Raw genomic sequence first — 24,805 nt, forward strand, 5'->3', positions numbered from 1 at the left:
TCGGTTCGGGCGCCCGGCCGACGGTACCGGCGGCACTGGCGGAACGGGCGGCACCGAAGACACCGGCGGCGCCGGGCGGGAAGGGGCTCGTGACGTTGTGCCTGTCGCCGCCGAGGAGGCGGCCGGTGACACCCTCCGGGTCGGAGTCGTAACTGCCGGAGTCGTTATTGCCGGAGTCGTACCTGCGGGAGTCGTACTCGCCGGAGCCGGAGCCGGAGCCGGAGCCGGGCCCGTAGTCGCCGGAGTCGTACTCTGCGGTCACGGCCGTTCCCCCGCGCGGTGCTGCTCGGGGAACCGGTGCAGAGGCTGGTGCGGGGGCCGGTCCGGGGCGCGGTGCCGGTGGGGGTCCGGTGTCCCGGGGCGGTGCTGGTGCTCGTGTGTGTGAGTGTGGGGACGCCCGGCGGCCCGTTGCCGGCCCTCCGGCGTCTCGTCCTCGCCCGAGTCGTCCGGGCGGCCCGGCTTGGGGCGGGCGCCCCAGCCCAGGTCGGCTCGTGGAGCGGCGGTGTCGCGGTCCGCTTCGGTCCGGCGGGCCAGCTCGGCCCAGACCAGCAGCCCCGCCCCGTGTTCCTGGGCGCCCCAGGCCCGGCACAGCGCGTCGACGAGGAGCAATCCCCTCCCGTGCTCCTCATCGGGTCGCTGTGGAGACGGGTGGGGTTCGCCGGGGGCGCAGCCCTCGTCGCGTACGGCTATGCGCACGGTGTCGTCGTGGTCGTGCAGCTCGCACACCACACGACTGCTCGCGGTGTGCACGATCGCGTTCGTGACCAGCTCGGATATGACCAGGGCCGCGCTGTCGCAGGTGTCCGCGCACACCGACCAGCCGGTCAGCCGGGCGTGTGCGAGGTGTCTCGCCCGGGCGACGGAACCCGGATGTGCGGCCAGCTCGAAGCGGAACCGGCGCCCGGCAGCGCCCCCGTCAGGGGCTGCTCCCGTGGCTGCGCCGAGACCGGGACGGTCTGCGGCGGCGTCTGTTCCTAAGGGCGCGGACGGAATCACGCTTGCCACTATCTCCCCGCCGTGAACACTTGGCAAGTATCACTCTGAAAAATGCAGAGTGCCGTGTGACTCGGTCAGACGCCGTGGCACACTGCTCGCAACAGCACGTCGAGCGGCGCCAATTGGGGGCATCGGAGACCCGGCCCGGTCTTCGGATGCATCTTCGAATGGCGCCGCAGGGCTGTCGGGAAACATCTGTCAGGAAACGTTCGGTGGAGGCGTGCGGTGGAGGTGAGAGCGTGAGCGAACCGCGGTCCGCGCCGACGGTGGGCCAGGTGGTCCTCGGCCGACGCCTGTTGGACCTGCGGGAACGCGCCGGACTGAAGCGCGAGGATGCCGCCCGCGTCCTGCGCGTCGCGCCCGCCACCGTCCGCCGCATGGAGATGGCCGAGGTCGCCCTCAAGATCCCGTACCTGCAACTGCTGCTGAAGGCCTACGGCGTACCCGACGACGAGGCCGAACTCTTCGTCCAGCTGGCCGAAGATGCCAACAAGCCCGGCTGGTGGCAGCGCTTCCACGACATCCTGCCCGGCTGGTTCTCGATGTACGTCAGCCTCGAGGGCGCGGCCGGTCTCATCCGCTCCTACGAGCCGCACTTCGTCCCCGGCCTGCTCCAGACGGAGGACTACGCGCGTGGTGTCCTCAAGTCCGGTGCCATCGGCCAGACCAGTCCGGACGACATCGAGCGGCACGTCGCCCTGCGCATGCAACGCCAGCAACTGCTCACCCGTCCCGACGCCCCCCGCTTCTGGGCGGTGATGGACGAGACCGCCCTGCGCCGCCCGGTCGGCGGGCCGGAAGTGATGCGCGCGCAGATCGACAAGTTGCTCGAGGCCACGAAGCTGCCTCATGTGACGCTCCAGGTCGCCCCGTTCGCGAGCGGGCCGCACCCGGGGACGTACGGGCCCTTCGTGCTGTTCCGATTCGCCATGCCGGAGCTGCCGGACATGGTCTACAGCGAGTACCTGACCGGCGCCGTCTATCTGGACGCGCGTGCGGAGGTGGCGACGCACCTCGAGGTCATGGACCGCATGGCGGCGCAGGCCGCTACGGCACAACGCACGAAGGAGATCCTCCGGGATCTCCGCAAGGAGCTGTGAATGGATCGCATCACGCCGCGCGGACGCGTCTACAACGGCATGCCCGCACGGGAGTTGGGCAGCGAGGGCTGGCACAAGCCCTGGAGCGGCGGCAACGGCGGGAACTGCCTGGAGGCGATGAAGCTGGCCGACGGCCGGATCGCCGTACGCCAGTCCACCGACCCGGACGGGCCGGCGCTGATCTACACCACCGCCGAGATGACCGCGTTCATAGAGGGTGCCAAGGCGGGGGAGGCCGACTTCCTGCTGTCCTGACCCGACCTGTGTTGCTTCTCGCTCAACTTCCTTATCGTGGTACAGACTTGATCATTGACAGCGCCGGACGCCCATGACGCTTATGGAGTGCCGCATGACAGGGCAGGACCCGACGGCCGTGGCGATCGACACCAGCAAGCCGCATCCCGCGCGGATGTACGACTGGTATCTCGGCGGCAAGGACAACTACCCCGTCGACGAGGCGATGGGCCGGCAGATGCTGGCCCTCGACCCCCGGGTGCCGGTGATGGCCCGGGTCAACCGCGCGTTCATGCACCGCGCCACCCGCTGGCTGGCCCAGCAGGGCCTACGGCAGTTCCTGGACCTCGGCACCGGCATACCCACCCAGCCGAACCTGCACCAGATCGCCCAGCAGGTCGCGCCCGACGCCCGGATCGTCTACTGCGACAACGACCCGATCGTGCTGGCCCACGCCGCGGCGCTGCTGCGCAGCACACCGGAGGGCGCGACCGAGTACCTGCAGGCCGACGTGCGCGATCCGGACGCGATCATCGCGGGTGCCAAGGAGATCCTGGACCTCGACCGTCCGGTCGCGCTCTCCCTGATCGCCCTGCTGCACTTCATCTCCGACGAGGACGGCGCGCACGACCTGGTCAGCCGGCTGCTCGGCGAACTGCCCTCCGGCAGCTACCTGATGATGACCCACGCCACGGCCGACTTCACCCCCGAGGAGTCGGCGGCCGCCACCGAGAAGCTGAAGGCGGCCGGCGTCACGCTCGCCCTGCGCTCCCGCGACGAGTTCACCCAGTTCTTCACCGGCCTCGACCTGGTCGAGCCCGGCGTCGAGATCGTGCACAGGTGGCACCCGGAACTGGGCGAGCCGGTCCCGGGCCAGGACGACGGGGTGATTCCGGGGTACGGGGCGGTGGCCCGGAAACGGTAGGCCCGCGCCGCGCACCTGCTGGGCAGCGGGCTCGCCCCGGGTCCAGCGGCGGGATCGCCCGGTGATCGGAGGGTGGGCCTGCCCGGGCCTCCTCGGCGCTTATTCGGCTGCGCGGCCGCACGCACAGCGCTTACGCTGCTCGCGGTTCAGGTGCGCAGGCAGCGGATCCTTCCGTCGCAAGTCGTCGCTACCCCCCGATCCGCCGGACCCGCTCCGGCCGACCGGATCCCGGCAGTCGGCCGCAGCCGGCCACCGGGCGCGAAGGTTTACGTCACCGCCGCCGACCCCGATCTCTGAACCACCGCACCGCAGGCCGAAGGCAAACCGCTGCGCAGGCCGGCGCCGGCCCGATTCCGCACACCGGAGGCAACCTGCTGTGCGGCGGGACGCGACCGGGTTCCGCGGGCCGGAAAAGACCCGCTGCGCAGGCCGGAGGGAACTTGCTCCGTAGGCCGGCGGCGTCCGGGTTTCGTGGGGCGGGGGGAAGTTGGTCCGTAGGCCGGCGGCGTCCGGGTTTCGTGGGGCGGAGGGAACTTGCTCCGTAGGCCGGCGGCGGCCGGGTCACGTGGGCCGGCGGCAACCAGCTCCGTAGGCCGGCGGCAACCCGCTGCGCACGCCGGCGGCAACCCGCTGCGCACGGCGGCGGGAATCCGCTGCGCGCGCCGGCGGCAACCCGCTCCTCACCCGGGAGGCAGCACCCCGCACAGCGCCTCCAACGCCGCCCCGTAGGCGTGTTCGGCGGGGGCCGCGTAGCCCACGACCAGTCCGTCACCCGCCGTCGCCGCCGCCTTCGGATGCCGGAACGCGGCGAGTCCGTCCAGGGCGATCCCCTGCCAGGCGGCGGCCTTCACCGTGGACCGCTCCGTGCCCGGCGGCAGCCGCAGCACCGCGTGCAGCCCGGCCGCGATACCCGTCACCTCGACATGCGGCGCGTGTTCGGCGAGCGCGGCGACGAGCCGGTCACGCCGGTGCCGGTAGCGCTGCCGCATGCGCCGCACATGACGGTCGTACGCCCCGGAGACGATGAACTCCGCCAGGCCCAGCTGGTCCAGGGCACTCGCCCAGCTCTCCCGCTCGCCCTTCGCCGCCAGCACCGGCCCGACGTAGCGTTCCGGCAGCACCATCCAGCCCAGCCGCAGTGCCGGTGACAGGCTCTTGCTGACCGACCCGAGGTGGATCACCCGCTCCGGATCGAGGCCCTGGAGCGCACCGACCGGCTTGCGGTCGTACCGGAACTCGCCGTCGTAGTCGTCCTCCAGTACGACCGTCCCACGCGCGCGTGCCCAGTCGATCACGGCCGCCCGGCGCTCCGGGTGCAGCGGCCCGCCCGTCGGGAACTGGTGCGCCGGCGTGAGCAGCACGGCCCGCTCCCGTCCGAGTACGTTCACCAGCGCGCCGTGCTCGTCCAGCGGCAGCGGCACCGTCCGCACCCCGGCCGTGGCGAGCAGCTCCCGGTGGAAGCCCAGCCCGTACGCCTCCACGCCCAGCGGACCGCGCAGCACCCCGCCCGCACCCTGGCCGAACAGCAGCCGCAGCGCGTGCGCGAAGCCCGAGCAGATCACGATCCGGCCCGGCTCGGTCCGCACGCCACGCGCGCGTGCCAGATATTCGGCCAACGCCTCACGCAGTTCCCGGCGCCCGGCCGGATCCCCCGGCCCGAACGCCTCGTTCGGCGCCACCTGTAGGGCCCGCCGGTAGCAGGCCGACCAGGCCGCCCGCGGGAACGCCGACGCCTCCGGGGTGCCCTGCCGCAGATCGTGTCGCGGGCCACGCGTGCGTGGAGGTGCTGTTGCGGGCGTGCACACGGCGTGCCGCAACGGCTCCGCCCGGTCGGCGACCCGGGTGCCCGAACCCTGGCGGGCGGTCAGCCAGCCCTCCGCCACCAGTTCCGCGTAGGCGTCGGCCACCGTGTTGCGGGCCACGCCCAGATCGGCGGCGAGCGAACGGTACGGCGGCAATCGGGTGCCCGCTGCCAGCCGGCCGCTGCGCACGGCCTCCCGCAGCGCCCGGGTCAGCGCCGCCCGCCGCCCGCCCGGACCCGACAGCTCCAGATGCAGGTCGGCGCCGATTCCCTCCGCGGAATTGACCCACGATTTCGTCATGAAAATGCACCCTACAGCCGGTCTATCGGGCTCGTAGGTTGAAGCCATGACGACGAACACGAGCACCACCGCGGCCGACATCACCACCGCGATCGCCGAGGCCGAGGGCGCCCGCGCCCGACTGGACTTCGCCAAGTCCGCCCCGAAGGTCTTCCGCGCTCTCATCGGATTCGACGCCGCCGCCCGCGCCGGCCTCGACCCGGCACTGGTGGAGCTGATCCAGGTCCGCGCCTCCCTTCTCAACCACTGCGCCTACTGCCTGCACATGCACACCAACGACGCGCGCAAGGCCGGCGAGAGCGAGGACCGGCTGCACATGGTGGCCGTCTGGCGTGAGGCCCGGCACTTCTTCACCCCCCGGGAACAGGCCGCCCTCGCGCTCACGGAGGCCCTGACCCTCGTCGCCGACGCCGGTATCCCCGACACTGTCTACGCCGAGGCCGCGGCCCACTTCGACGAGGAGGAACTGGCCCACGTCATCGCCATGATCTGCACGATCAACACGTGGAACCGGGTGGCCCTGTCGACGGGGAGGGTGGCCGGGACGGACGAGCGGAAGGGATGACCCGAGCACGTCCGGCGTCGGCCCCGATCACCTGATCCCGTCAGTGACCTTCATCCCACCACGATCGCGATCAACCGCAATCCGGGTCAACCGCAATCCGGGTCAACCGCAATGCCGATCAACCGCAATGCCGATCAACCGCAATGCTGATCAACGGCAATGCCGATCAACCACGATGGCGTGATTCGGCGGTGCCGAACCGGCAGCACCCCCGTAGGCCAGGACAACCCACGGCCACAGGAAACCGTCGGCCGTACCTACACCATCTCCGGCTACACCATCTCCGGCTACACCATCTCCGGCTACACCCTCATCGGCCGATCCCTCGGAGAGACCGGTGCAGGTAGCCTTGAACTCCCGGTCAGATACAGGTCGACGGCCGCCGCCACCGCCCGCCCCTCCGCGATCGCCCAGACGATGAGCGACTGCCCGCGCGCCGCGTCCCCGGCGGCGAAGACCCCGGGAACGTTGGTCGCGAAGCCGTCGTCCCGGGCGATCGTGCCGCGCGGATCGAGCCTCAGCCCCAGTTGTCCGATCAGCCCGTCCTCCTGGTCCGGCCCGGAGAACCCGAGGGCGAGCAGCACGAGATCGGCGGGAAGCGCCCGCTCGGTGCCCGGCACCGGGCGACGCGCCTCGTCGACCTCCACCAGGTGCAGAGAACTCACCCGGCCGCCGTCGTCCCCGGTGAAGCGGAGCGTGGACGCCGCGAACAGCCGCGCGTCCGCGTCCGCCGCCGGTGCCGTACGCAGGTCCCGGGCCTCCTCGTGCGCGGCCGAAAGCCGGTAGGTCTTCGGGTACGTCGGCCACGGCTCGGCGTATTCGTCGCGCTCGGCGCCCGGTTGCGCGTAGATGTCCAGCTGGGTCACGGACGCGGCCCCCTCGCGCACCGCGGTCCCCAGACAGTCCGCCCCGGTGTCCCCGCCGCCCACGATCACCACATGCCTGCCGGCCGCGGACAGCGGTGAAACCTCCAGATCCCCCTCGCAGACTCGATTCGACAGCGGCAGATACTCCATCGCCTGGTGTATCCCGTTCAACTCCCGGCCCGGCACCGGAAGTTCCCGCCACGCCGTGGCTCCCGTGGCGATGACGACGGCGTCGTACCGTCCGCGCAACTCCACCGCCCCGACATCCCGCCCGACGGCCGTCGACGTACGGAACTTCGTCCCCTCGGCCCGCATCTGCTCGATCCGCCGCTCCAGATGCCGCTTCTCCATTTTGAACTCGGGGATCCCGTACCGCATCAGCCCGCCGATCCGGTCGTCCTTCTCGTACACAGCGACCGTGTGCCCGGCTCGCGTCAGCTGCTGAGCCGCGGCGAGCCCGGTGGGTCCGGAGCCGATGACGGCGACCGTCTTCCCGGAAAGCCGATCGGGCGGCCGCGCCTGGGTGAAACCTTCCTCCCAGGCCCGGTCGGCGATCGCGCACTCGACGTTCTTGATGGTGACGGCCGGCTGGTTGATCGCCAGCACGCACCCCGCCTCGCACGGCGCCGGGCACAACCGACCGGTGAACTCGGGGAAGTTGTTCGTCGCGTGCAGCCGGTCGCTCGCCGCCCGCCAGTCCTCCCGCGAGACCAGGTCGTTCCACTCGGGGATCAGATTGCCCAGCGGACAGGCGTCGTGGCAGAACGGGATGCCGCAGTCCATGCACCGGTCGGCCTGCTTGCTGATGATGGGCAGCAGCGCTCCCGGAACGTACACCTCGTTCCAGTCCTGCACCCGCTCCCCGACCGGCCGCCGCGCCCACTCCTGGCGCGGCGTGGTCATGAATCCCTTGGGATCGGCCATGGTCGTCTTCCTCGCGTACGGATACCGCGCGGGTATCGGGTGTACGACGGGCCGTACGCCATCGGGCGGCAACCCTCGGCACTCTTCCGGCACTCTTCCTGCGCTCTTTCGGCCACGATACGTCCGCGCCGACCACCGCGCAGAGTGGCGGACAGCGCTTTCTCGCGCTGCATCCCCAGCCGGGCACGAGCAACTTTCCGGCTCGCTGCCAAGGAGACCTCGGGGGCGGAAAGGGGATGGTCAGGGGGTGATCAGGGGGTGGTCTGGGAGTGGTCAGGGCTTGAGCGGGGGAGCAGTCACGGGCCGATCAGGGCGTGATCGGGGGCGATCACGGGGCGTCAGTCGGGCGTCAGGAGGGCGTCGGCAGGGTGGCGATCAGGGAGTGGTCGGGGGCTGGTCAGGGGAGTGGTCGGGGAGCGACCGGGTGTTGATCAGGGAGTGGTCGGGGGTCGATCAGGGATCAGTCAGGGGGCCGTCGGAGGTGGGTCGGGGGACACTCGGGCATGAGCGGACCAGGGGGACCGTCGGTTGTCAGGATCGGGTCAGAAGATGGGGCCCGGGCCCTCACGGAGATCAGGCGAGCGCGAGTACGTAGACAAGGGCGGCCGCTGCGGAGGCGACGGTGCGGACGTGGTTCCAGAACGTCCACTCGCGCACATACGTCGGCCAGTACACGGTGGCCTCCGGCGCGCCCGGGGTCAGCCGTGCCAGCCTGTCGTTGCGCGGGACATTGGCGACGATCGTCAGTCCGAACGAGCCGAAGAGGTACAGCGCGCTGCCCAGCAGCAGTTCGGGCTTTCCCTCGTCCGGCCACACCACGAACGTCACCACCGCGATCATCGCGCTCAGCACCGCCGAGCCGGAGAACACCGTCATGAAGGCGGGCCGGACCGCGGCGACATTGATCGCGTTCATCGCTGCGACACCCTGCGCCGGCGGCAGGGCGGCGAGCCCCCGCATCACAAAGGTCGAGAACGCGCAGAAGACCCCGGCCACCAGCCCGGTGCCGAGAATCCCCACCACGACCAGCACGAAGAACGGCCCCTCGATCATTCCACGCCCCATCTCGTCTCGTTCCGGCCGGTACGCGCCCGGCGTCACCATCCCCCCAGTGAATGCCCGGGAGCGGGCCCAGACCATGGCCGGGGAGCGCGACGACAGACGCGAGCTTCTCCCTCTTCTTCCTCACCCTCCCCCCTCTTCCCCGCCGCCTCCCTCCCCCCTCCCCCCTCCCCCCTCCCCCCGCCTCCCCTCCCGCTCAGCCTGCCTCCGCCGCCGCGTTCTGCCAGGCCCGCAGCACGCTCTCCACGGCCGGGGCGATCCGGCGGCGTGCCTCGAACCGTGACACCCCGCTCATCAGCAGCTGGTCGTACGGTGTGTCGACATGCCGTACGGCCGCCACGACCGCCGAGACCACCGCGCCCTCCGACAGCGCCCGCCCGGCCGCACTGCGCCCGACCCGCCCACTGCCGCGCACGGACGCGTGCCCCGCGATGGCTCGCGCGCGATCGGCAGGGCAGCCGGGAAAGAGCCGCAGGATCTCGGCAGCGAACGCCGCCGCGAAGCGTTCGTCCTCCGCCGCCCGGCGCCGTGCGTCCCGCGCCTGCCGCCTGCGCCGCGCCTCCGCGTCCGCCAGACAGCGCGCCTCGGCCCGGGCCAGCGCGGCCTCCTCCACGAGCACGCCCTGCCGCTCGTAACGGCTCTTGCGCCGGTTGAACCGCACCACGACCACCGACAGCCCGCTCTCCTCCCTCGACCTGCGGGTCAGCGCCGTGTCGCCGCGCGGCAGGAACACCAGGTGTCCGAGGTCCGCGCAGTCCAGGCAGCGCGGTGCCCCGTCCTCCAGCACGAGCAGCGACAGGGGCCCGCGCCGGCACCTGGCGCACCGCTTGGGCTTATGCGCCTGGATGACGACAAGCCGACCGGGGGAGTGGGGAGTTGAGGGAAGCGCCATACGCGGTACTTTCCCCGTCGCCGCCCGCACCTCCCACGCCTTGCCACTCCTTCTGGAAGTCCAACACCGACACCCGCGTACGGTGCCGCGCCGGAGTCTGGATCTCGTCCACCACCGCCACCGCGAGACCGGCGTACGACAGCCACGGCTCACCCGATCTGCCCTCGCCTCCGGCGACACCGGGCAGCCACTCCCCGCCTACGCGCTACGATCCCGTCCGCGGTCCGCCGTGCCCCCAGGTGTCCGGCGGGCGGGAGCATCACCCAGTCGACGGGGCCGTTCGCGCCTTCACAGCAGGCGCTCCGTTCCCGCGGTGCGAGTCCGTGCGAAGCGGCGGAGCTCCGTCGGCAAGGTCACGGGGTCGCCCATCACCCGTTGTCCGACCGCGCCGAGCAGATTCGCGCCCAGCCCCACCGCGCGGAACCGCCCGCTCCGGCCCCGGCGAGTCCGTCGAGCAGCGCGCCGGCCCGCCCTTCCCGCGCCCAATCGCGCAGCTCTCCCCGGCAGGCTCCGCCAACTCGTTCTCTATACGGGCCTGGGCCGTGCCCGGTCTCAGCGCCTCGCCCGTCCGCCGACAGGCGCTGTCACTTCGCTCTCCACCGGCCGGGTCCGTCCCGGCAGGCACTGTCACCTCACCTCCCGCCACCCGGCATCATGACCCTGTGCGACTCGAAGCGATCACCTGGGACCGGCTCGCCGAGCTGCTCGCCGACCGGCTGGCCGGGATGGAGCCGGCCGACGGCAGCGCCTGGCCGCGTGTCGGCTTCGACGGGGCCCCGGCCGCCCGGCCCGGCGCTCTCGCGGAACGCGTCGGGGAGGCGCTGCGGGTGCGCGGCCGGCCCTCACTCGTGGTCGGCACCGAGGGCTTTCTGCGCCCCGCCTCGCTGCGCCTGGAACACGGGCGGCGCGACGCGGAGTCGTACTACGGCGGTTGGTTCGACACAGGCGCCCTGTGGCGCGAGGTATTCGGCCCGCTCGACCCCGGCGGCAGCGGACGCGTCCTGCCCGATCTATGGGATCCGGCCACCGACCGGGCCACCCGCAGCCCTTATGTCCAACTCCCGCCCGGCGGCGTCCTGTTGCTCCACGGCCCCCTCCTGTTGCGACACTGGTTCCCCTTCGATCTGACCGTGCACCTCCTCCTCTCCCCGGGTGCCCTGCGCCGCCGTACCCCCGAGACCGAGCACTGGACGCTCCCCGCCTTCGAGCGCTACGAGTCCGAGACCGATCCCGTCGGCACGGCGGACGTCCTGGTACGCGCCGACGATCCGCGTCATCCGGCCTGGAGCGGCTGATCCGAGCGGCCGGCGGCAGGTACCCGAGGCTCGGGCGGGCCCCCGCGGCTCAGAGCCAGCCGTTGCGCCGGAAGCCCCGGTACAGCACCACACACGCCGCCGCCATGACGGTCATGACCAGCGGATAGCCGAACCGCCAGTGCAGCTCCGGCATGTGGTCGAAGTTCATGCCGTACACCCCGCACACCATTGTCGGCACGGCGATCACCGCGGCCCAGGCAGTGATCTTCCGCATGTCCTCGTTCTGCGCGACGGTCACCTGTGCGAGGTGGGCCTGGAGAATCGAGTTGAGCAGTTCGTCGAAGGCGGCGATCTGTTCCTTGGCCCGTATCAGGTGGTCGAGCACGTCCCGGAAGTAGGCCTGTATCTCCGGGGCGACGACCCGTATGGGCCGGGTGGCAAGGTCTTCCACGGGGCGGCCGAGCGGCACCACCGCCCGCTTCAGCTCCAGCAGTTCACGCTTCATCTGGTAGATGCGGCCGGGGTCGAGTCGTGCGCTGTTCTCCGAGAACACCTCCGTCTCCACCTGGTCGATGTCGGCCTGCACCGCGTCCGTGACGTTCAGATAGTCGTCGACGACATGGTCGGCGATCGCGTGCAGCACAGCCGCCGGTCCCTTGGCGAGCTGATGCGGATGCGCCTCCAACTCCTCGCGCAGCGGGCCCAGTGAGCCGTGCCGGCCGTGCCGCACCGTGATGACGAAGTCCTCACCGACGAACACCATGATCTCGCCGGTGTTGACCACCTCGCTGGTCGCCGTCAGTTGTTCGTGCTCCACGTAGCAGACCGTCTTGAACACCGCGAAGAGCGTGTCGCCGTAGTGCTCGAGCTTCGGACGCTGATGAGCCTCGACCGCGTCCTCCACCGCCAGGGGATGCAGGTCGAAAAGTTCGGCGATGCCCGCGAACTCACGGTCCGTCGGCTCGTGCAGCCCGAGCCAGACGAACCCCTCGCCCGTCTTGCGCACCATCCGCACGGCATCCACCAGGTCCGTGCACTGCGGCACGCGCACGCCGTCCTGGTATGTCACACAGTTGACCACCGACGAGCCCAGCGGTGACCGTGCGGGGTGACTCAGGTCCACGCGCGGCTGCCGTCGGGCCAGCCGCGCCACCTTGCGCAGACCGCCGACCCTGCTCAGCCCTGTGACCTTCCGCAGATTCCCCGCCATGGACATCTGGATCTCCTCGCCTGGATCTCCTCACGCAACGCTTTTGCGCCTTGCCCGGCAAGTCTGCCAGCCGAGGGCAAAGCGCGGGTAAGCCTGTGGGAACAGGATGTTCCGCTTGGTTCCCGGCTGTGGACGGGCCTTGTTGCCGGCTGTGGATGGACTTCGTTGCCGGCTGTGGACGGAACTCGTTCCCCGGCCGTGGATCATCGATGCTGCGGCGGCCGCGGCCCGGGCCGCCCCTGGCCGGAGCGTCGGCGGGTCCGGCCAAGCCGGGTGACTGGAATGATCGTGGCATGACCTCATCCGACCGATACCTCCTGGACAACCGGCAGAAGGAGGCCGCAGAGCGTTTCGACGCCTTCGCCGCCCTCTTCGATCCCACGACCTTCCGGCACATCGAGGCGTTCGGTATCGGGCCCGGCTGGCGCTGCTGGGAAGTCGGGGCCGGCGGCACCTCGGTGGTTTCCTGGCTCGCCAGAAAGGTGGGCCCCACCGGTCGGGTCGTCGCCACGGACATCGACACCTCGCGGATCACCGCTGCGGCCCAGGCCGGCAACCCGCCTGTGGACGTCCGCGTCCACGACGTGGGCGCCGAGGAACCGCCGGGTGAGGGCTTCGACCTGGTCCACGCCCGGCTCGTCCTCGTCCATGTGCCGGACCGGGAAAGGGCGTTGCGGTCCATGATCCAGGCACTCCGTCCCGGCGGGCGACTGCTCGTCGAGGATGCCGACCCCGCTCTCCAGCCCTTGATCTGCCCCGAGGAGTACGGCCCCGAACAGCGGCTCGCCAATCGCCTGCGTCAGGGCTTCCGCAAGCTGCTCGCCGAACGTGGTGCCGATCTGTCGTACGGCCGAAAGCTCCCGCGTCTGCTCCGCGAGGCCGGACTGAGCGAGGTGGAGGCCGATGCGTTCTTCCCCATGACGTCACCTGCCTGCACCGCTCTCGAGGCCGCGACGGTCCGTCAGATCCGGGACCGGCTCGTCACCGCGGGGCTCGCCACAGACGAGGACATCGACCAGCACCTGGCCAACGTCGAGGCCGGCGGCATGGACCTGGCCACCGCGCCGATGATCTCGGCGTGGGGAAGGAAGGACTAGCCGGGCGAGGAAGAAGGCCTGCAGCGTTCGCTCCTCGGTTCGATACGGATCCCAGTCGGCCCCCCTGCCACGGCGTCAGCGGCGCGGCGCGGGCCGAGTCTGGGCTGCCGACGTCCTCAGGGCGCCGGCCGGTGGCTGGTCGCCGCGGTCGGGACGCGGCGGTCTGGCGCCCACCCGTTCCACCGCCTCCGCACCCGCCCGGCAGCCGCGTACCGCGGCCTCCTCGGGGTGCGCGCCCGTGAGCAGGGCGGCGAGGAACGCGCCGGTGAAGGCGTCACCGGCGCCCGTGGTGTCCAGCGGGACCGCCGGTGTGGCCGGGATCCTGGTCGGTGTGCTTCCGGAACGGGCCACCAGCGCACCGTCCGCACCCGCCTTGGCGACCACCAGCGGGACGAGACGGCTCAGCTTGGCCGCCGCGTCCGCCGGATCCGGCAGCCCCGTCAGCAGGCATGCCTCGTCCCGGCTGGGAAGCAATACGTCCAGCTCCTGCGCGAAGGGCAGGAAGCGATCCAGTCCCAGCCGCACCAGGAAGCCGGCCGACGCGGGATCGAGGCTGACCGGCACGCCACGCGCGCGTGCCGCCGCGAGCGCGGTCCGTGCGAGTCCCCGGCTCGGCTCGGTGAACAGCAGATAGCCCGACAGGTGCAGTCGGCCGACACCCTCGAGCAACGCGTCCGACCAGTCGGCGGGTTCGAGCCGCAAGGAGGCCCCGCTGTCCGTGAGGAACGTACGCTCTGCCGCCGCTCCCGCATCGACGAGGCAGATCACCGTCCCGGTCGCCGCTGTCGGATCGACCACCAGCCGGGGCCGCACCCCGGCCGCGATCAGCTCACGCTCGTGCCACGCGGCCGCGTCCTGGCCGACCCGCCCGAGCAGCCGTACGTCCGCACAGCCCGCATGTGCGGCCCAGCAGGCCACGTTCGCGCCCGCGCCGCCCGGCAGCATGCGGATCGCGGCGGCGGTGTCGGTCCCCGCCGCGAGCGGCCTCCGGTGCCGGGCGATCACATCCGTCACCACGTCACCGACGACCAGCAGGGCCCCGTCCCGGCCCGCGGTCACCTCCTGGTCCATGCCGCGGCGATCCGCGCCGCCAGCCGTACGTTGCCGCGCACAGCCGCCAGATTGGCACTCAGGGAGGCCCCGTCGGTGTGCCGGACCAGGTAGTCCAGCAGGAACGGCGTCACCGCCTGACCGGAGATGCCCCGGTCCGCGCAGGCATGCAGGCCGTCGGCCAGCACGCGCGCGTGCAGCCCGGGATCGAGTTGCTCGGCCTCGGGGACGGGCTGGGCGACGATCAGCGCCGACGGCGGCGCCTCGAGCGCGTCCTGGGCCCGCATGACGTCCGCGACCTGCTCCGGGGTGTCCAGTGTCCAGTCGACCGGATGCCCTGAGTCGGACAGATAGAAGCCGGGGAACCGGTCCGTGCCGTATCCGGCGACGGCCACGCCCAGCGTCTCCAGCCGCTGCAGGGTCGCCGGCACGTCCAGGATCGACTTCACGCCCGCGCAGACCACCGTGATCCGGGTGCGGGCCAGCAGACCAAGGTCGGCCGACTCGTCCTGGGTCACCGTCCACTCCCGGTGCACACCGCCCAGCCCGCCGGTGGCGAACACCCGGAGGCCCGTGAGCGCGGCCAGCTGTGCCGTCGCCGACACCGTGGTCGCCCCGCTCGCCCCTCTCGCCATGGCGAGAGGCAGGTCGCGGTGGCCGAGCTTGCGGATGCCGTCCTCGTTGGCGATCCGCTCCAGCTGTTCCTTGTCCAGGCCGACGCAGGGGCGACCGTCGAGCACGGCGATGGTCGCCGGTACGGCGCCCTCCCGCCGCACCGCGTCCTCCAGTTCCAGCGCCACCTGCAGGTTGCGCGGGCGGGGCAGACCGTGCGCGATGATCGTGGACTCCAGGGCCACCACCGGCCGCCGTGCGTCGAGCGCTTCCCGGACCTCTTCCGACACCACCACGGGCACCGCCTCCTGTCCTGTCGGCCTTCCCTCATCTCTGGCGGGCGCCGGCCGCCGTTAAACGCCTGTCGGCCTGCGCGCTTGCGGACTGTGGGGGACACCACCAGCCTGGGGCGCATGACCAGGAACAGCATGCGTCTCGACCACGTCGTCCTGTGGGTGGCCGATCCGGTGGCCGCGGCCGGCTTCTACGAGAAGGCCGTCGGTCTGGAGCCGATCAGGGTCACCGAGTTCGCCGAGGGAAAGGTGGCCTTCCCCTCCGTGCGCGTCAACGAGGAGACCATCCTGGACCTCGCCCCGTTCACCATGGCCGCAGACATGAAGATGCTGCCCGGTGCGACCGAGAGCGCGGGCCACCCCGTCAACCACATCTGTCTCTCCTTGCCGGCCGACGGCTTCGACGCCCTGCGCGCCCGTCTGGAGGAACACGGTGTCGCCATGTCAGGCATCGACCACGACCTCTCCGGTGCCCGCGGCAACGCCACGCGCAGCTTCTACTTCCGCGACCCCGACGGCAACGTCTTCGAGGCCCGCCACTACGACGAGTAGCCAGGACCTGTCGGACACGAGCAGCCGAGGCCGGTCGGACCCCGAGTAGCCGCGCCGCTCAGCGACGGAAGAGTCGGGGCCGGTCAGAACAGCGGCTCGGGCAGCACACCCTCCAGGGCGAGCAGCTTCCGCTTGGTCTCCAGCCCGCCCCCGAAGCCGCCGATCCCGCCGTCACTCTCCACCACCCGGTGACACGGAACGACCACCGGCAGCGGATTGGCACCCATGGCCGCGCCGACCGCCTGCGCCCCGCCGGGCTGCCCGACCCGCCCGGCGAGATCGCCGTACCCCACCACCGTGCCGTACGGCACACCGGTCGACAGCTCGCGCAGCACCTGCCGGTTGAAGCCGGAGATCAGCGACCAGTCCAGCGGCAGGTCGAAGTCGTGCCGCTCGCCCGCGAAGTAATCCCGCAGCTGGCATATCGCCTCGGCCAGCAGCGGCGAGTCGGGATCCTCCACGGCAGCCGCGCCCAGCCGGGCCACCAGCCGCTCCAGGGCGCGGTCGCGCACCGCGTCCGTGGCGTGGAAGACGACGTTGACCAGGCCGTCACGGGTCGCCGCCAGCATCAGCGGCCCGATGTCCGTGCCGACCAAGGCCCACACGACCCGCTGCTCATCCTGCCCATGGCTGTCCATGCGCCCACGGTACGGCCCGCCACTGACAACGCCCCCCGCGCTCAGTCCGAGCCGAGCGCCGTCCGCACCACGTCGGGCTTGTTGGTGATGATCCCGTCCACGTCGTAGCCCGCGACCTTGCGCGCGGTGGCCGCGTCGTTCACCGTCCAGGCGAACACCCGGAGCGGCTTGCCGTGCGGTCCGTCGAAGGTGTGCACGGCCGCGACGTACCCCTTGGAGAGCGAGCCGTACGAGGGGTTGACGAGATCGGTGAAGCGCGCGTACTGGTGCAGCTCCGCCGCGGTGGGCGATCCGAGGTAGGCGGTGGTGATCGCGGGCTTCAGCTTGTGCACGGTCCGGATGCTGTCGGCGCTGAAGCTCTGCACGATCAGCCGGCCCAGGTGCTTGTGGTCCAGCCAGCCCTCGTTCCCGAGGAGCTTCAGGGTCCGCTGCTCGATGCCCGGATACAGCTCGGGGTTCTTGATCTCCAGGAGCAGCTTCTCGTGGTTGTGCTCGACCCGGCGCATGTACTGCTGCAGCGTCGGCACGCACGTGCCCGCGTAGGCGGGGGAGTACCAGCTGCCCGCGTCCAGCCGGGCGATCTCGGCCGCGGTGAAGTCCTTCACCTTCCACGGCGCCCGGCCGGGGAAGACCTGCTCCACGTTCGTGGTGCGCTGCAGGCTGTCGTCGTGGATGACGACCAGCTTGCCGTCCTTGGTGCGCTGGACGTCGTTCTCGACCCAGGAGAAGCCCAGTTTCGCGGCCTTGTCGATCGAGGCCAGCGTGTTCTCGGGAGCGTAGGCGGAGGCGCCCCGGTGAGCGATCACCGTGGGCTCGCCGGCATCGCCGGCCCGGGCGTCGGAGCCGGGGCTCAGCAGAACCGCCGTCCCCAGGACCGCGACGACCGTGGCGGCAACTACGCGCGCGTGCATGCAGACTCCTTGCGTCGAGCGAACACGGACAGCAACCACAGTGACAGCAGACGGTCAGCGGCACCCGGGCGCACAACACCCACAGACCGAGTGGATGTGTCCCAAGTCCCGTCACCGGTGCCGCACAACTGCGGCAAGGCCGTGTTTCTTTGCCGGAAAATCGTTCGACCATTCTGGTGGGGGTCATACTCTCTGCGACAAGCCTGACCGCCCCGGCGGTCCTGGGCCGGGGAACATTTCAAGGATTCCGGGACGCAAGTGGGCGGAAGGGCAGCCGCGGATGCAAGGCACGGTCGACGGATTCAGCTACGGGGCCGTCACCCCGGTGGTGGCCTATCTGATGGCCTGCCTCGGCGGCGCCCTCGGCCTGCGCTGCACCACCCGGTCCCTGCTGGTCACGCACTCCCGTCGGCCCGCCTGGCTGGCCCTCGGCGCGGCCGCGATCGGCTCCGGCATCTGGACCATGCACTTCGTCGCCATGATGGGCTTCGCCATCAAGGAGACGCCGATCCACTATGACAAGCCGATCACCTACGCGAGCCTCGGTCTCGCCATCTTCATGGTCGGCGTCGGGATCTTCATCGTCGGATACCGGGGCGCCACCGGCACCGCGCTGTTCACCGGCGGCACGATCACCGGTCTGGGCGTCGCGTCGATGCACTACCTCGGCATGGCGGGCGTGCACTTCCACGGGCGGTTCACCTACAACACCTACACAGTCGCCGCCTCCGTCGTCATAGCGGTCGTGGCCGCCACCGCCGCACTGTGGGCCGCCGGACGCGTCCGGGGCTTCATGTGGAGCGTGGGGGCCAGCCTCGTCATGGGGCTCGCGGTCAGCGGCATGCACTACACGGGCATGGCCGCCCTCGGCGTCCACCTCGACGGCACCTCCCACACTGCCGGAGGAGCGCCGGAACCGTCCGTGCTCGCACCCATGCTGATCGGCCCGCTCGCCTTCCTGCTCCTCGCGGGCGTCGTGGTGATCTTCGATCCGCTGATGATCACGGGTCGGCCGGTCCCCAGGCCCGTCGAGCACAAACCGGGTGTCCCGGCCTCCGCCGTCGCCTCCCAACCGAACCGGCGTCCCGCCCTCCCCCAGGAGCACCGGCCCGAGCACCCCCTCTCCCGGACCCCGCAGAACCGCTGATCCGACCCCGTTGTCAGTGCGGGGTCGTACGGTGGATGACATGCGGCCCGTTTCCCACATCGAACGCACGGTGGCGCCCTTCGAGGTCGTCAGCCCCTACCAGCCCAGCGGCGACCAGCCGACGGCCATCACCGACCTCGCCAAGCGCATCGAGGCCGGTGAGAAGGACGTCGTCCTGCTGGGCGCGACCGGCACCGGCAAGTCCGCCACCACGGCGTGGATGATCGAGAAGCTTCAGCGCCCCACGCTCGTGATGGCGCCGAACAAGACGCTGGCCGCCCAGCTGGCCAACGAGTTCCGTGAGCTCCTGCCGAACAACGCGGTCGAGTACTTCGTCTCGTACTACGACTACTACCAGCCCGAGGCCTACGTCCCGCAGTCGGACACCTACATCGAGAAGGACTCCTCGATCAACGAGGAGGTGGAGCGGCTGCGCCATTCGGCGACGAACTCGCTGCTCACCCGCCGCGACGTCATCGTGGTCGCCTCGGTGTCCTGCATCTACGGCCTCGGTACTCCGCAGGAGTACGTGGACCGGATGGTCCCCCTCAGGGTCGGCGACGAGATCGACCGGGACGAGCTGCTGCGTCGCTTCGTCGACATCCAGTACACGCGCAACGACATGGCCTTCAGCCGCGGCACCTTCCGGGTCCGCGGCGACACCATCGAGATCTTCCCGGTCTACGAGGAGCTGGCCGTCCGCATCGAGATGTTCGGCGACGAGATCGAGGCGCTGTCCACGCTCCACCCGCTCACCGGCGAGATCATCAGCGACGACCAGCAGCTGTACGTCTTCCCCGCCTCCCACTACGTCGCCGGCCCCGAGCGCATGGAGCGGGCCGTCAACGACATCGAGAAGGAGCTGGGGGAGCGCCTGGCCGAGCTGGAGAAGCAGGGCAAGCTCCTGGAGGCCCAGCGTCTTCGGATGCGCACCACGTACGACATCGAGATGCTCCGCCAGATCGGCACCTGCTCCGGCGTCGAGAACTACTCGATGCACTTCGACGGCCGCTCGCCCGGCTCCCCGCCCAACACCCTGCTGGACTACTTCCCGGACGACTTCCTGCTCGTCATCGACGAGTCGCACGTCACCGTCCCGCAGATCGGCGCCATGTACGAGGGCGACGCCTCCCGCAAGCGCACCCTCGTGGACCACGGCTTCCGCCTGCCCTCCGCGCTGGACAACCGCCCGCTGAAGTGGGAAGAGTTCCAGGAGCGCATCGGCCAGACCGTCTACCTGTCGGCCACGCCGGGCACCTACGAGCTGTCGCGCTCCGACGGCGTCGTCGAGCAGATCATCCGCCCCACCGGCCTCGTCGACCCCGAGGTCGTCGTCAAGCCCACCGAGGGCCAGATCGACGACCTGGTGCACGAGATCCGCAAGCGCACCGAGAAGGACGAGCGCGTCCTCGTCACCACGCTCACCAAGAAGATGGCCGAGGACCTCACCGACTACTTCCTGGAGCTCGGCATCCAGGTGCGCTATCTGCACAGCGACGTCGACACCCTGCGGCGCGTCGAGCTGCTGCGCGAGCTGCGCTCCGGTGAGTACGACGTCCTGGTCGGCATCAACCTCCTGCGGGAGGGCCTCGACCTGCCCGAGGTGTCCCTGGTGGCGATCCTGGACGCCGACAAGGAGGGTTTCCTGCGCTCGGGCACCTCGCTGATCCAGACCATCGGCCGAGCGGCCCGTAACGTCTCCGGCCAGGTCCACATGTACGCCGACAAGATCACCCCGGCGATGGAGAAGGCCATCGAGGAGACCAACCGCCGCCGGGAGAAGCAGGTCGCGTACAACAAGGCGAACGGCATCGACCCCCAGCCGCTGCGCAAGAAGATCAACGACATCGTGGCGCAGATCGCGCGCGAGGAGGTCGACACCGAGCAGCTCCTCGGCAGCGGCTACCGCAAGTCGAAGGACGGCAAGAGTGCCAAGGCACCCGTACCGTCGCTGAGCGACAAGACGGCCAAGGGCACGAAGGCCGGCAAGTCCGCCAAGGGCAAGGCGGCGACCGCGGTGCCCACGGACCGTCCGGCGGCCGAACTCGCCGAGCAGATCGAGGAGATGACCGAGCGCATGCGCGCCGCCGCCGCGGAGCTGCAGTTCGAGATCGCGGCCCGGCTGCGCGACGAGGTCTCGGAAATGAAGAAGGAGCTGCGCCAGATGCGGGAAGCCGGTCTCGCCTGAGCCCCGCCACCCTGCCGGACCTCGGTATATGCGCCAAGTGTTGCAACACCGACACAAAGCGCGGGCCGGGGTTCGGCACTGTCGGTGCCTCTGCGTAGGGTTCTGGACAACCGCGCACTGCGCGGCAACAGGGGACCTTCGAGAGGGGATTCAGCGGTGTCCGTCAACTTGAGCAAGGGTCAGGCCATCAGCCTGGAGAAGAAGGACGGGGCCACCCTGACCGCGGTCCGTATGGGGCTCGGCTGGCAAGCGGCGAAGCGGCGCGGTCTGTTCGGCTCCCGCACGCGCGAGATCGACCTGGACGCGTCGGCCGTCCTCTTCGCCGAGAACCAGCCGGTCGACGTCGTCTTCTTCCGCCACCTGGTGAGCGACGACGGTTCCGTCCGCCACACCGGCGACAACCTCGTCGGCGGCGTCGGGCAGGGCGGTGACGACGAGGCGATCCTCGTGGACCTCCAGCGCGTTCCGGTCCACATCGACCAGATCATCTTCACCGTGAACTCCTTCACGGGACAGACCTTCCAGGAGGTGCAGAACGCGTTCTGCCGTCTCGTGGACGAGACCAACGGCCAGGAGCTGGCCCGCTACACGCTGGACGGCGGCGGCGACTACACCGCGCAGATCATGGCGAAGGTGCACCGCGCGGGTTCGGGCTGGACGATGACCGCGCTGGGCGCCCCGGCCTATGGCCGTACGTTCCAGGACCTGATGCCGACGATCCAGCAGCACCTGTAGGGCCGCCTGCTCGACCGGCGGGGCGCACGACAGAACGACAACGACACACGGGGGGCGACGGCGATGACGGCCGAGCTTGTGCGGGGGCAGAACCACCCGCTGCCCGAGGTCCGGCTGGTGATCCGGATCTCGGCCGGGGCGCCGGTCCTGGCCGGAGCCACGCTCGGCGACGAGAACGGCACGGTGCCCGGTCCGCAGGGAGTGGCCCACCCCGGCGCGCCCGCCCTGCCCGGTGTCGAGGTGCCCCGGCGGGCCGCCACCGGACACCGGCTCGCCGTCGACCTGGGCGCCCTGCCCGAGGCCGTCCACCGCGTCGCCGTCTTCCTCGCCCTGCCCACCGGGGCAGGGGCACCGCCCCGGTTCGGTGCCGTCGCCGCCCCGCACACGACGGTCGAGAGCCTCGACGGCACCGAACTCGCCTGCTACACCATCACCGGCCTGGACAGCGAGACTGCCGTGCTCGCCCTGGAGCTGTACCGCCGACAGGGCGCCTGGAAGGTGCGTGCGGTGGGCCAGGGCTACGCGGCCGGGCTCACCGCACTGCTCGCCGACCAGGGCCTGCCCGAGGCCGCCGACGTCGCGGCCGCCGCCCATGCGGCGGCGGCCCCCGGCGAGGCGGCCCACGACTGGTCCCGCACGCTGCCGGCGCCGACCTCCGCACCGTCAGCGCCCGAGGCTTCGGCTCGCCCGCCGCAGGACACCTCCACGGCCCCGTCGCAGGACACCTCCACGGCCCCACCGCACGACGCGTCCGCCTCCGCCGCGCGCGTCACCCCGGCTCCCGGGCCGTACGACACCGCCGCGCCCGAGCCCCGGGGCACCACCGCCTCCGGGACGCCCGGGCCGACGCCCCCCTTCGCCCAGCAGCCGGAGCCGGCACCGTCGTACGACGCGCGGAACCCGTACGACCCCCAGGCGCCCGGCGCAGCTCCGCGAGACTCCGGCACCCGGGTCGACTACACGCACCCCGGCCGTCGCGCGCACGGCACACCGCCCCCGGCGGCTCCGGCCGCCGACGACGGCCGGCCCGCGCAGCCCGTCGCGGGCGACGCCGTCGGATGGTCGATGGAGGAGCGGCTGTACAACCAGGTCTGGGGCATGTTCGAGGACCTGGCCCGCACGACCGCCGCGTTCCGCAGCGCCGTCGACTTCGCCGACTCCCGCCTTGAGAAGGACCTCGACCAGGCCCTCACCGACCCCCGCGGCCGGCTCGGCACCGAGGGCGACGCCGCGCGCGAGGCGGCACATGTCCGCCGGACGCAGCTGGTGGACCAGGCGCGTGTGGCCCTCGACCGTGACCTCGCCCAGCTCACCGCCGAGTCCGAGGTGGTCGAGCCCGCGCTTCCGCCGGCCTACGCCCGGTGGGACAACCCCGTCTGGCACGGCTACCGAGTGCCCGCCGAGCCGCCGATGGCCCTGCGTCTCGGCGACCTCCATCTGCCCGAGAGCGCGTCGCTGCGTATCCCTCTGCTGGTCAGACTGCCGCTGGAACGCGGCCTGTGGCTCGACAGCGGCCCGGCGGCGTCCGGCGGCGTAGCCGACTTTGCCGAACTCCGGCACCTGGCCATGGAGGCGGCGGTGGCGCTCGCGGCGCGGCTGCTCGCAGTGCATCCGGCCGGCGACTTCGCCGTGCAGATCATCGACCCGGCCGGCACCGGGGCCGCGGCGTTCGCCCCGCTCACGCGGGCCGGGGTGCTCGCCGCGCCACCCGCGACCGGCGCGGCCGGGGTGACGGAGATGCTGGAGCGGCTCACCCGGCGGGTCGACCTGGTGCAGATGGCGGTGCGCGGCGGCGCGCCCGAATCGCTGCCGGCCGATGTCGACACCGCGCGCCAGCTGCTGATCGTCAATGATTTCCCGCACGCTTTCGACGACCGGGCGGTGACCCGGCTGCGCTATCTCGCCGACGAGGGGCCCGACGTCGGTGTCCACCTCCTGCTCGTGGCGGACCGCGAGGACGCCGCCGCCTACGGCCCCCTGCTCGATCCGCTGTGGCGTTCGCTGATGCGACTCACCCCGGTGCCTGACGATCACTTCGCCGACCCCTGGGTGGGGCACGCCTGGACCTACGAACCGTCGCTGGTGCCGGCCGGAAGCCAGGTCGTGCATCAGGTGCTCACCGAGGTGGCGAATGCCCGGACCAAGCACAGTTAAAGTCCCTTGACCAGGCGTTTTGGTCTTTATTTTACTTTTCTCTTTACCTTTCCTTGGGGATTGGGTACTGTCTTCCGTACGGAGGGGCGTACTCCCTGACTGCGGCGCACCCGTCAGTACGGACCAGTTTCCGGTCCCGGGGCGTCGGCCCGACGCGGGTGGAAGAGACCTCCGGCAGCGACGACGCTGACTGTTTGCCGTTACGTAATGCCGGAGGTGCAGTGGAAGTCTCCATGACCCTGTGGGTCCTGACCATCGTGGGCCTCGCCGCCCTGATCGCGGTCGATTTCTTCATCGGGCGCAAGCCCCATGAGGTGTCGGTCAAGGAAGCCGGTATCTGGACCGTCGTCTGGATCGCCCTGGCCGGGCTGTTCGGCCTCGGTCTCCTCGTCTTCGGCGGCGGACAGCCGGCCGGCGAGTTCTTCGCGGGATTCATCACCGAGAAGTCGCTGAGCGTCGACAACCTCTTCGTCTTCGTCCTGATCATGGCGAAGTTCGCGGTGCCGGCCCAGTACCAGCAGCGCGTCCTGCTCGTCGGTGTGCTCATAGCCCTGGTCCTGCGAGCCGTCTTCATCGCCGCGGGAGCCGCGATCATCGCCAGCTTCTCCTGGGTCTTCTACCTCTTCGGTGCCTTCCTGATCTGGACCGCCTGGAAGCTCATCCAGGAGGCGCGCGCGGACGAGGAGGACGAGGAATATGAGGAGACCAAGCTGCTGAAGGCCGCGGAGCGCAGGTTCGGTGTGGCCGACCGGTACCACGGCACCAAGCTGTGGATCCGGCAGAACGGCAAGCGGGCCATGACCCCGATGCTGGTCGTGATGCTCGCCATCGGCACGACGGACGTCCTGTTCGCCCTGGACTCCATCCCCGCGATCTTCGGTCTGACCCAGGACCCGTACATCGTTTTCACCGCCAACGCCTTCGCCCTCATGGGTCTGCGACAGCTGTACTTCCTCATCGGCGGCCTGCTGAAGAAGCTGGTCCACCTCTCGTACGGCCTGTCGGTCATCCTCGGCTTCATCGGCGTCAAGCTGGTGCTGCACGCCCTGCACGAGTCCGGCGTCCACGTCCCCGAGATCAGCATCCCGGTCTCGCTCGGTGTGATCTGCGCGGTCCTGGTCGTCACGACTGTCACCAGCCTGATGGTCACCAGGAAGCAGGTAGCCGTCGAGGTGGCGCACACGGACGGTCAAGCCGCTCCGAAGGACAGTGTCGACGCCTGACCGAGCCTGCGGCAGGTATGGCGGGGGCGGGAGCGGGACTGCGTGAAGCAGGCACCGCTCCCGCCGCTGCCGG

The 24,805-nt window shown here is 70.9% G+C and carries 22 protein-coding genes; 12 read left to right on the top strand and 10 right to left on the bottom strand.

The genetic code is table 11. The annotated features are described in order from the left end of the window. Positions 1–258: 258 nt before the first annotated feature. Positions 259–1,032, bottom strand: coding sequence for an ATP-binding protein (locus ACWGJ5_RS23745; protein WP_453311671.1), 774 nt, complete (start codon positions 1,030–1,032; stop codon positions 259–261). Positions 1,033–1,235: 203 nt separating this feature from the next. On the opposite strand from ACWGJ5_RS23745, the gene ACWGJ5_RS23750 reads away from it, so the two are divergent. From ACWGJ5_RS23750 to ACWGJ5_RS23760, 3 genes are all read left to right on the top strand, one after another. After that, positions 1,236–2,096, top strand: coding sequence for a helix-turn-helix domain-containing protein (locus tag ACWGJ5_RS23750; protein WP_453311672.1), 861 nt, complete (start codon positions 1,236–1,238; stop codon positions 2,094–2,096). Further along, positions 2,097–2,351: a DUF397 domain-containing protein gene (locus tag ACWGJ5_RS23755; protein ID WP_228622545.1), complete on the top strand. Its 255-nt coding sequence runs from the start codon at positions 2,097–2,099 to the stop codon at positions 2,349–2,351. Between the two features lie 94 nt (positions 2,352–2,445). Continuing rightward, entirely contained in the window at positions 2,446–3,255 is an 810-nt protein-coding gene (locus ACWGJ5_RS23760; RefSeq protein WP_453311673.1) for an SAM-dependent methyltransferase, read from the top strand. Between the two features lie 680 nt (positions 3,256–3,935). On the opposite strand, the gene pdxR is transcribed toward ACWGJ5_RS23760, so the two are convergent. After that, positions 3,936–5,357, bottom strand: a complete 1,422-nt coding sequence (gene pdxR, locus ACWGJ5_RS23765; protein WP_453311674.1) for a MocR-like pyridoxine biosynthesis transcription factor PdxR — start codon at positions 5,355–5,357, stop codon at positions 3,936–3,938. A gap of 46 nt (positions 5,358–5,403) precedes the next feature. Between pdxR and ACWGJ5_RS23770 the strand changes: the two genes are divergently transcribed. Further along, complete coding sequence (locus ACWGJ5_RS23770) at positions 5,404–5,922, top strand: carboxymuconolactone decarboxylase family protein (RefSeq protein WP_453311675.1); 519 nt, start codon at positions 5,404–5,406, stop codon at positions 5,920–5,922. A gap of 302 nt (positions 5,923–6,224) precedes the next feature. Here the strand turns inward: ACWGJ5_RS23770 and ACWGJ5_RS23775 are convergent, their stop codons facing one another. The 3 genes from ACWGJ5_RS23775 to ACWGJ5_RS23785 form a co-directional block, all read right to left on the bottom strand. Next, positions 6,225–7,712 carry a glutamate synthase subunit beta gene (locus tag ACWGJ5_RS23775; protein ID WP_453311676.1) on the bottom strand — a complete coding sequence of 496 codons (1,488 nt, stop codon included), beginning with the start codon at positions 7,710–7,712 and terminating at the stop codon, positions 6,225–6,227. Between the two features lie 573 nt (positions 7,713–8,285). Continuing rightward, positions 8,286–8,765: an anthrone oxygenase family protein gene (locus ACWGJ5_RS23780; RefSeq protein WP_453311706.1), complete on the bottom strand. Its 480-nt coding sequence runs from the start codon at positions 8,763–8,765 to the stop codon at positions 8,286–8,288. 205 nt (positions 8,766–8,970) lie between these two features. Then, positions 8,971–9,666, bottom strand: a complete 696-nt coding sequence (locus ACWGJ5_RS23785) for a DUF2293 domain-containing protein (RefSeq protein WP_453311677.1) — start codon at positions 9,664–9,666, stop codon at positions 8,971–8,973. 662 nt (positions 9,667–10,328) lie between these two features. On the opposite strand from ACWGJ5_RS23785, the gene ACWGJ5_RS23790 reads away from it, so the two are divergent. Beyond that, positions 10,329–10,961, top strand: coding sequence for a uridine kinase (locus ACWGJ5_RS23790; protein ID WP_453311678.1), 633 nt, complete (start codon positions 10,329–10,331; stop codon positions 10,959–10,961). A 49-nt stretch (positions 10,962–11,010) separates the two neighbouring features. Here ACWGJ5_RS23790 and corA read toward each other — a convergent pair whose 3' ends face one another. Continuing rightward, entirely contained in the window at positions 11,011–12,138 is a 1,128-nt protein-coding gene (gene corA, locus ACWGJ5_RS23795; protein ID WP_453311679.1) for a magnesium/cobalt transporter CorA, read from the bottom strand. Between the two features lie 287 nt (positions 12,139–12,425). On the opposite strand from corA, the gene ACWGJ5_RS23800 reads away from it, so the two are divergent. Next, the gene (locus tag ACWGJ5_RS23800) at positions 12,426–13,229 is read left to right on the top strand and encodes a methyltransferase domain-containing protein (RefSeq protein WP_453311680.1); all 804 of its coding nucleotides are present in this window, start codon (positions 12,426–12,428) and stop codon (positions 13,227–13,229) included. 75 nt (positions 13,230–13,304) lie between these two features. On the opposite strand, the gene ACWGJ5_RS23805 is transcribed toward ACWGJ5_RS23800, so the two are convergent. Together ACWGJ5_RS23805 and ACWGJ5_RS23810 are read right to left on the bottom strand one after the other, a co-directional pair. Next, on the bottom strand, positions 13,305–14,300 hold the full coding sequence (locus ACWGJ5_RS23805; protein WP_453311681.1) for a carbohydrate kinase family protein: 996 nt from the start codon (positions 14,298–14,300) through the stop codon (positions 13,305–13,307). Next, the gene (locus ACWGJ5_RS23810; RefSeq protein ID WP_453311682.1) at positions 14,285–15,193 is read right to left on the bottom strand and encodes a pseudouridine-5'-phosphate glycosidase; all 909 of its coding nucleotides are present in this window, start codon (positions 15,191–15,193) and stop codon (positions 14,285–14,287) included. The genes ACWGJ5_RS23805 and ACWGJ5_RS23810 overlap by 16 nt, the downstream gene beginning before the upstream one ends. A 111-nt stretch (positions 15,194–15,304) precedes the next feature. On the opposite strand from ACWGJ5_RS23810, the gene ACWGJ5_RS23815 reads away from it, so the two are divergent. Beyond that, positions 15,305–15,736 (top strand): VOC family protein, encoded by a 432-nt coding sequence (locus ACWGJ5_RS23815; RefSeq protein WP_453311683.1) that lies wholly within the window; start codon positions 15,305–15,307, stop codon positions 15,734–15,736. A gap of 83 nt (positions 15,737–15,819) precedes the next feature. Here the strand turns inward: ACWGJ5_RS23815 and ACWGJ5_RS23820 are convergent, their stop codons facing one another. Beyond that, positions 15,820–16,374: a methylated-DNA--[protein]-cysteine S-methyltransferase gene (locus tag ACWGJ5_RS23820; protein WP_453311684.1), complete on the bottom strand. Its 555-nt coding sequence runs from the start codon at positions 16,372–16,374 to the stop codon at positions 15,820–15,822. 41 nt (positions 16,375–16,415) lie between these two features. After that, positions 16,416–17,285, bottom strand: a complete 870-nt coding sequence (locus ACWGJ5_RS23825; RefSeq protein WP_453311685.1) for a glycerophosphodiester phosphodiesterase — start codon at positions 17,283–17,285, stop codon at positions 16,416–16,418. A 280-nt stretch (positions 17,286–17,565) separates the two neighbouring features. On the opposite strand from ACWGJ5_RS23825, the gene ACWGJ5_RS23830 reads away from it, so the two are divergent. The 5 genes from ACWGJ5_RS23830 (at position 17,566) to ACWGJ5_RS23850 (ending at position 24,732) form a co-directional block, all read left to right on the top strand. Beyond that, positions 17,566–18,432, top strand: coding sequence for an MHYT domain-containing protein (locus ACWGJ5_RS23830; protein ID WP_453311686.1), 867 nt, complete (start codon positions 17,566–17,568; stop codon positions 18,430–18,432). Between the two features lie 40 nt (positions 18,433–18,472). After that, positions 18,473–20,620, top strand: coding sequence for an excinuclease ABC subunit UvrB (gene uvrB / locus ACWGJ5_RS23835; RefSeq protein WP_453311687.1), 2,148 nt, complete (start codon positions 18,473–18,475; stop codon positions 20,618–20,620). A 156-nt stretch (positions 20,621–20,776) separates the two neighbouring features. After that, positions 20,777–21,355 carry a TerD family protein gene (locus ACWGJ5_RS23840; RefSeq protein WP_228622527.1) on the top strand — a complete coding sequence of 193 codons (579 nt, stop codon included), beginning with the start codon at positions 20,777–20,779 and terminating at the stop codon, positions 21,353–21,355. Between the two features lie 63 nt (positions 21,356–21,418). After that, positions 21,419–23,509: a TerD family protein gene (locus ACWGJ5_RS23845; protein WP_453311688.1), complete on the top strand. Its 2,091-nt coding sequence runs from the start codon at positions 21,419–21,421 to the stop codon at positions 23,507–23,509. 221 nt (positions 23,510–23,730) lie between these two features. After that, entirely contained in the window at positions 23,731–24,732 is a 1,002-nt protein-coding gene (locus ACWGJ5_RS23850; RefSeq protein ID WP_453311689.1) for a TerC/Alx family metal homeostasis membrane protein, read from the top strand. The last annotated feature ends 73 nt before the right edge of the window (positions 24,733–24,805 follow it).

The sequence above is a fragment of the Streptomyces sp. NPDC054783 genome (assembly GCF_053611725.1).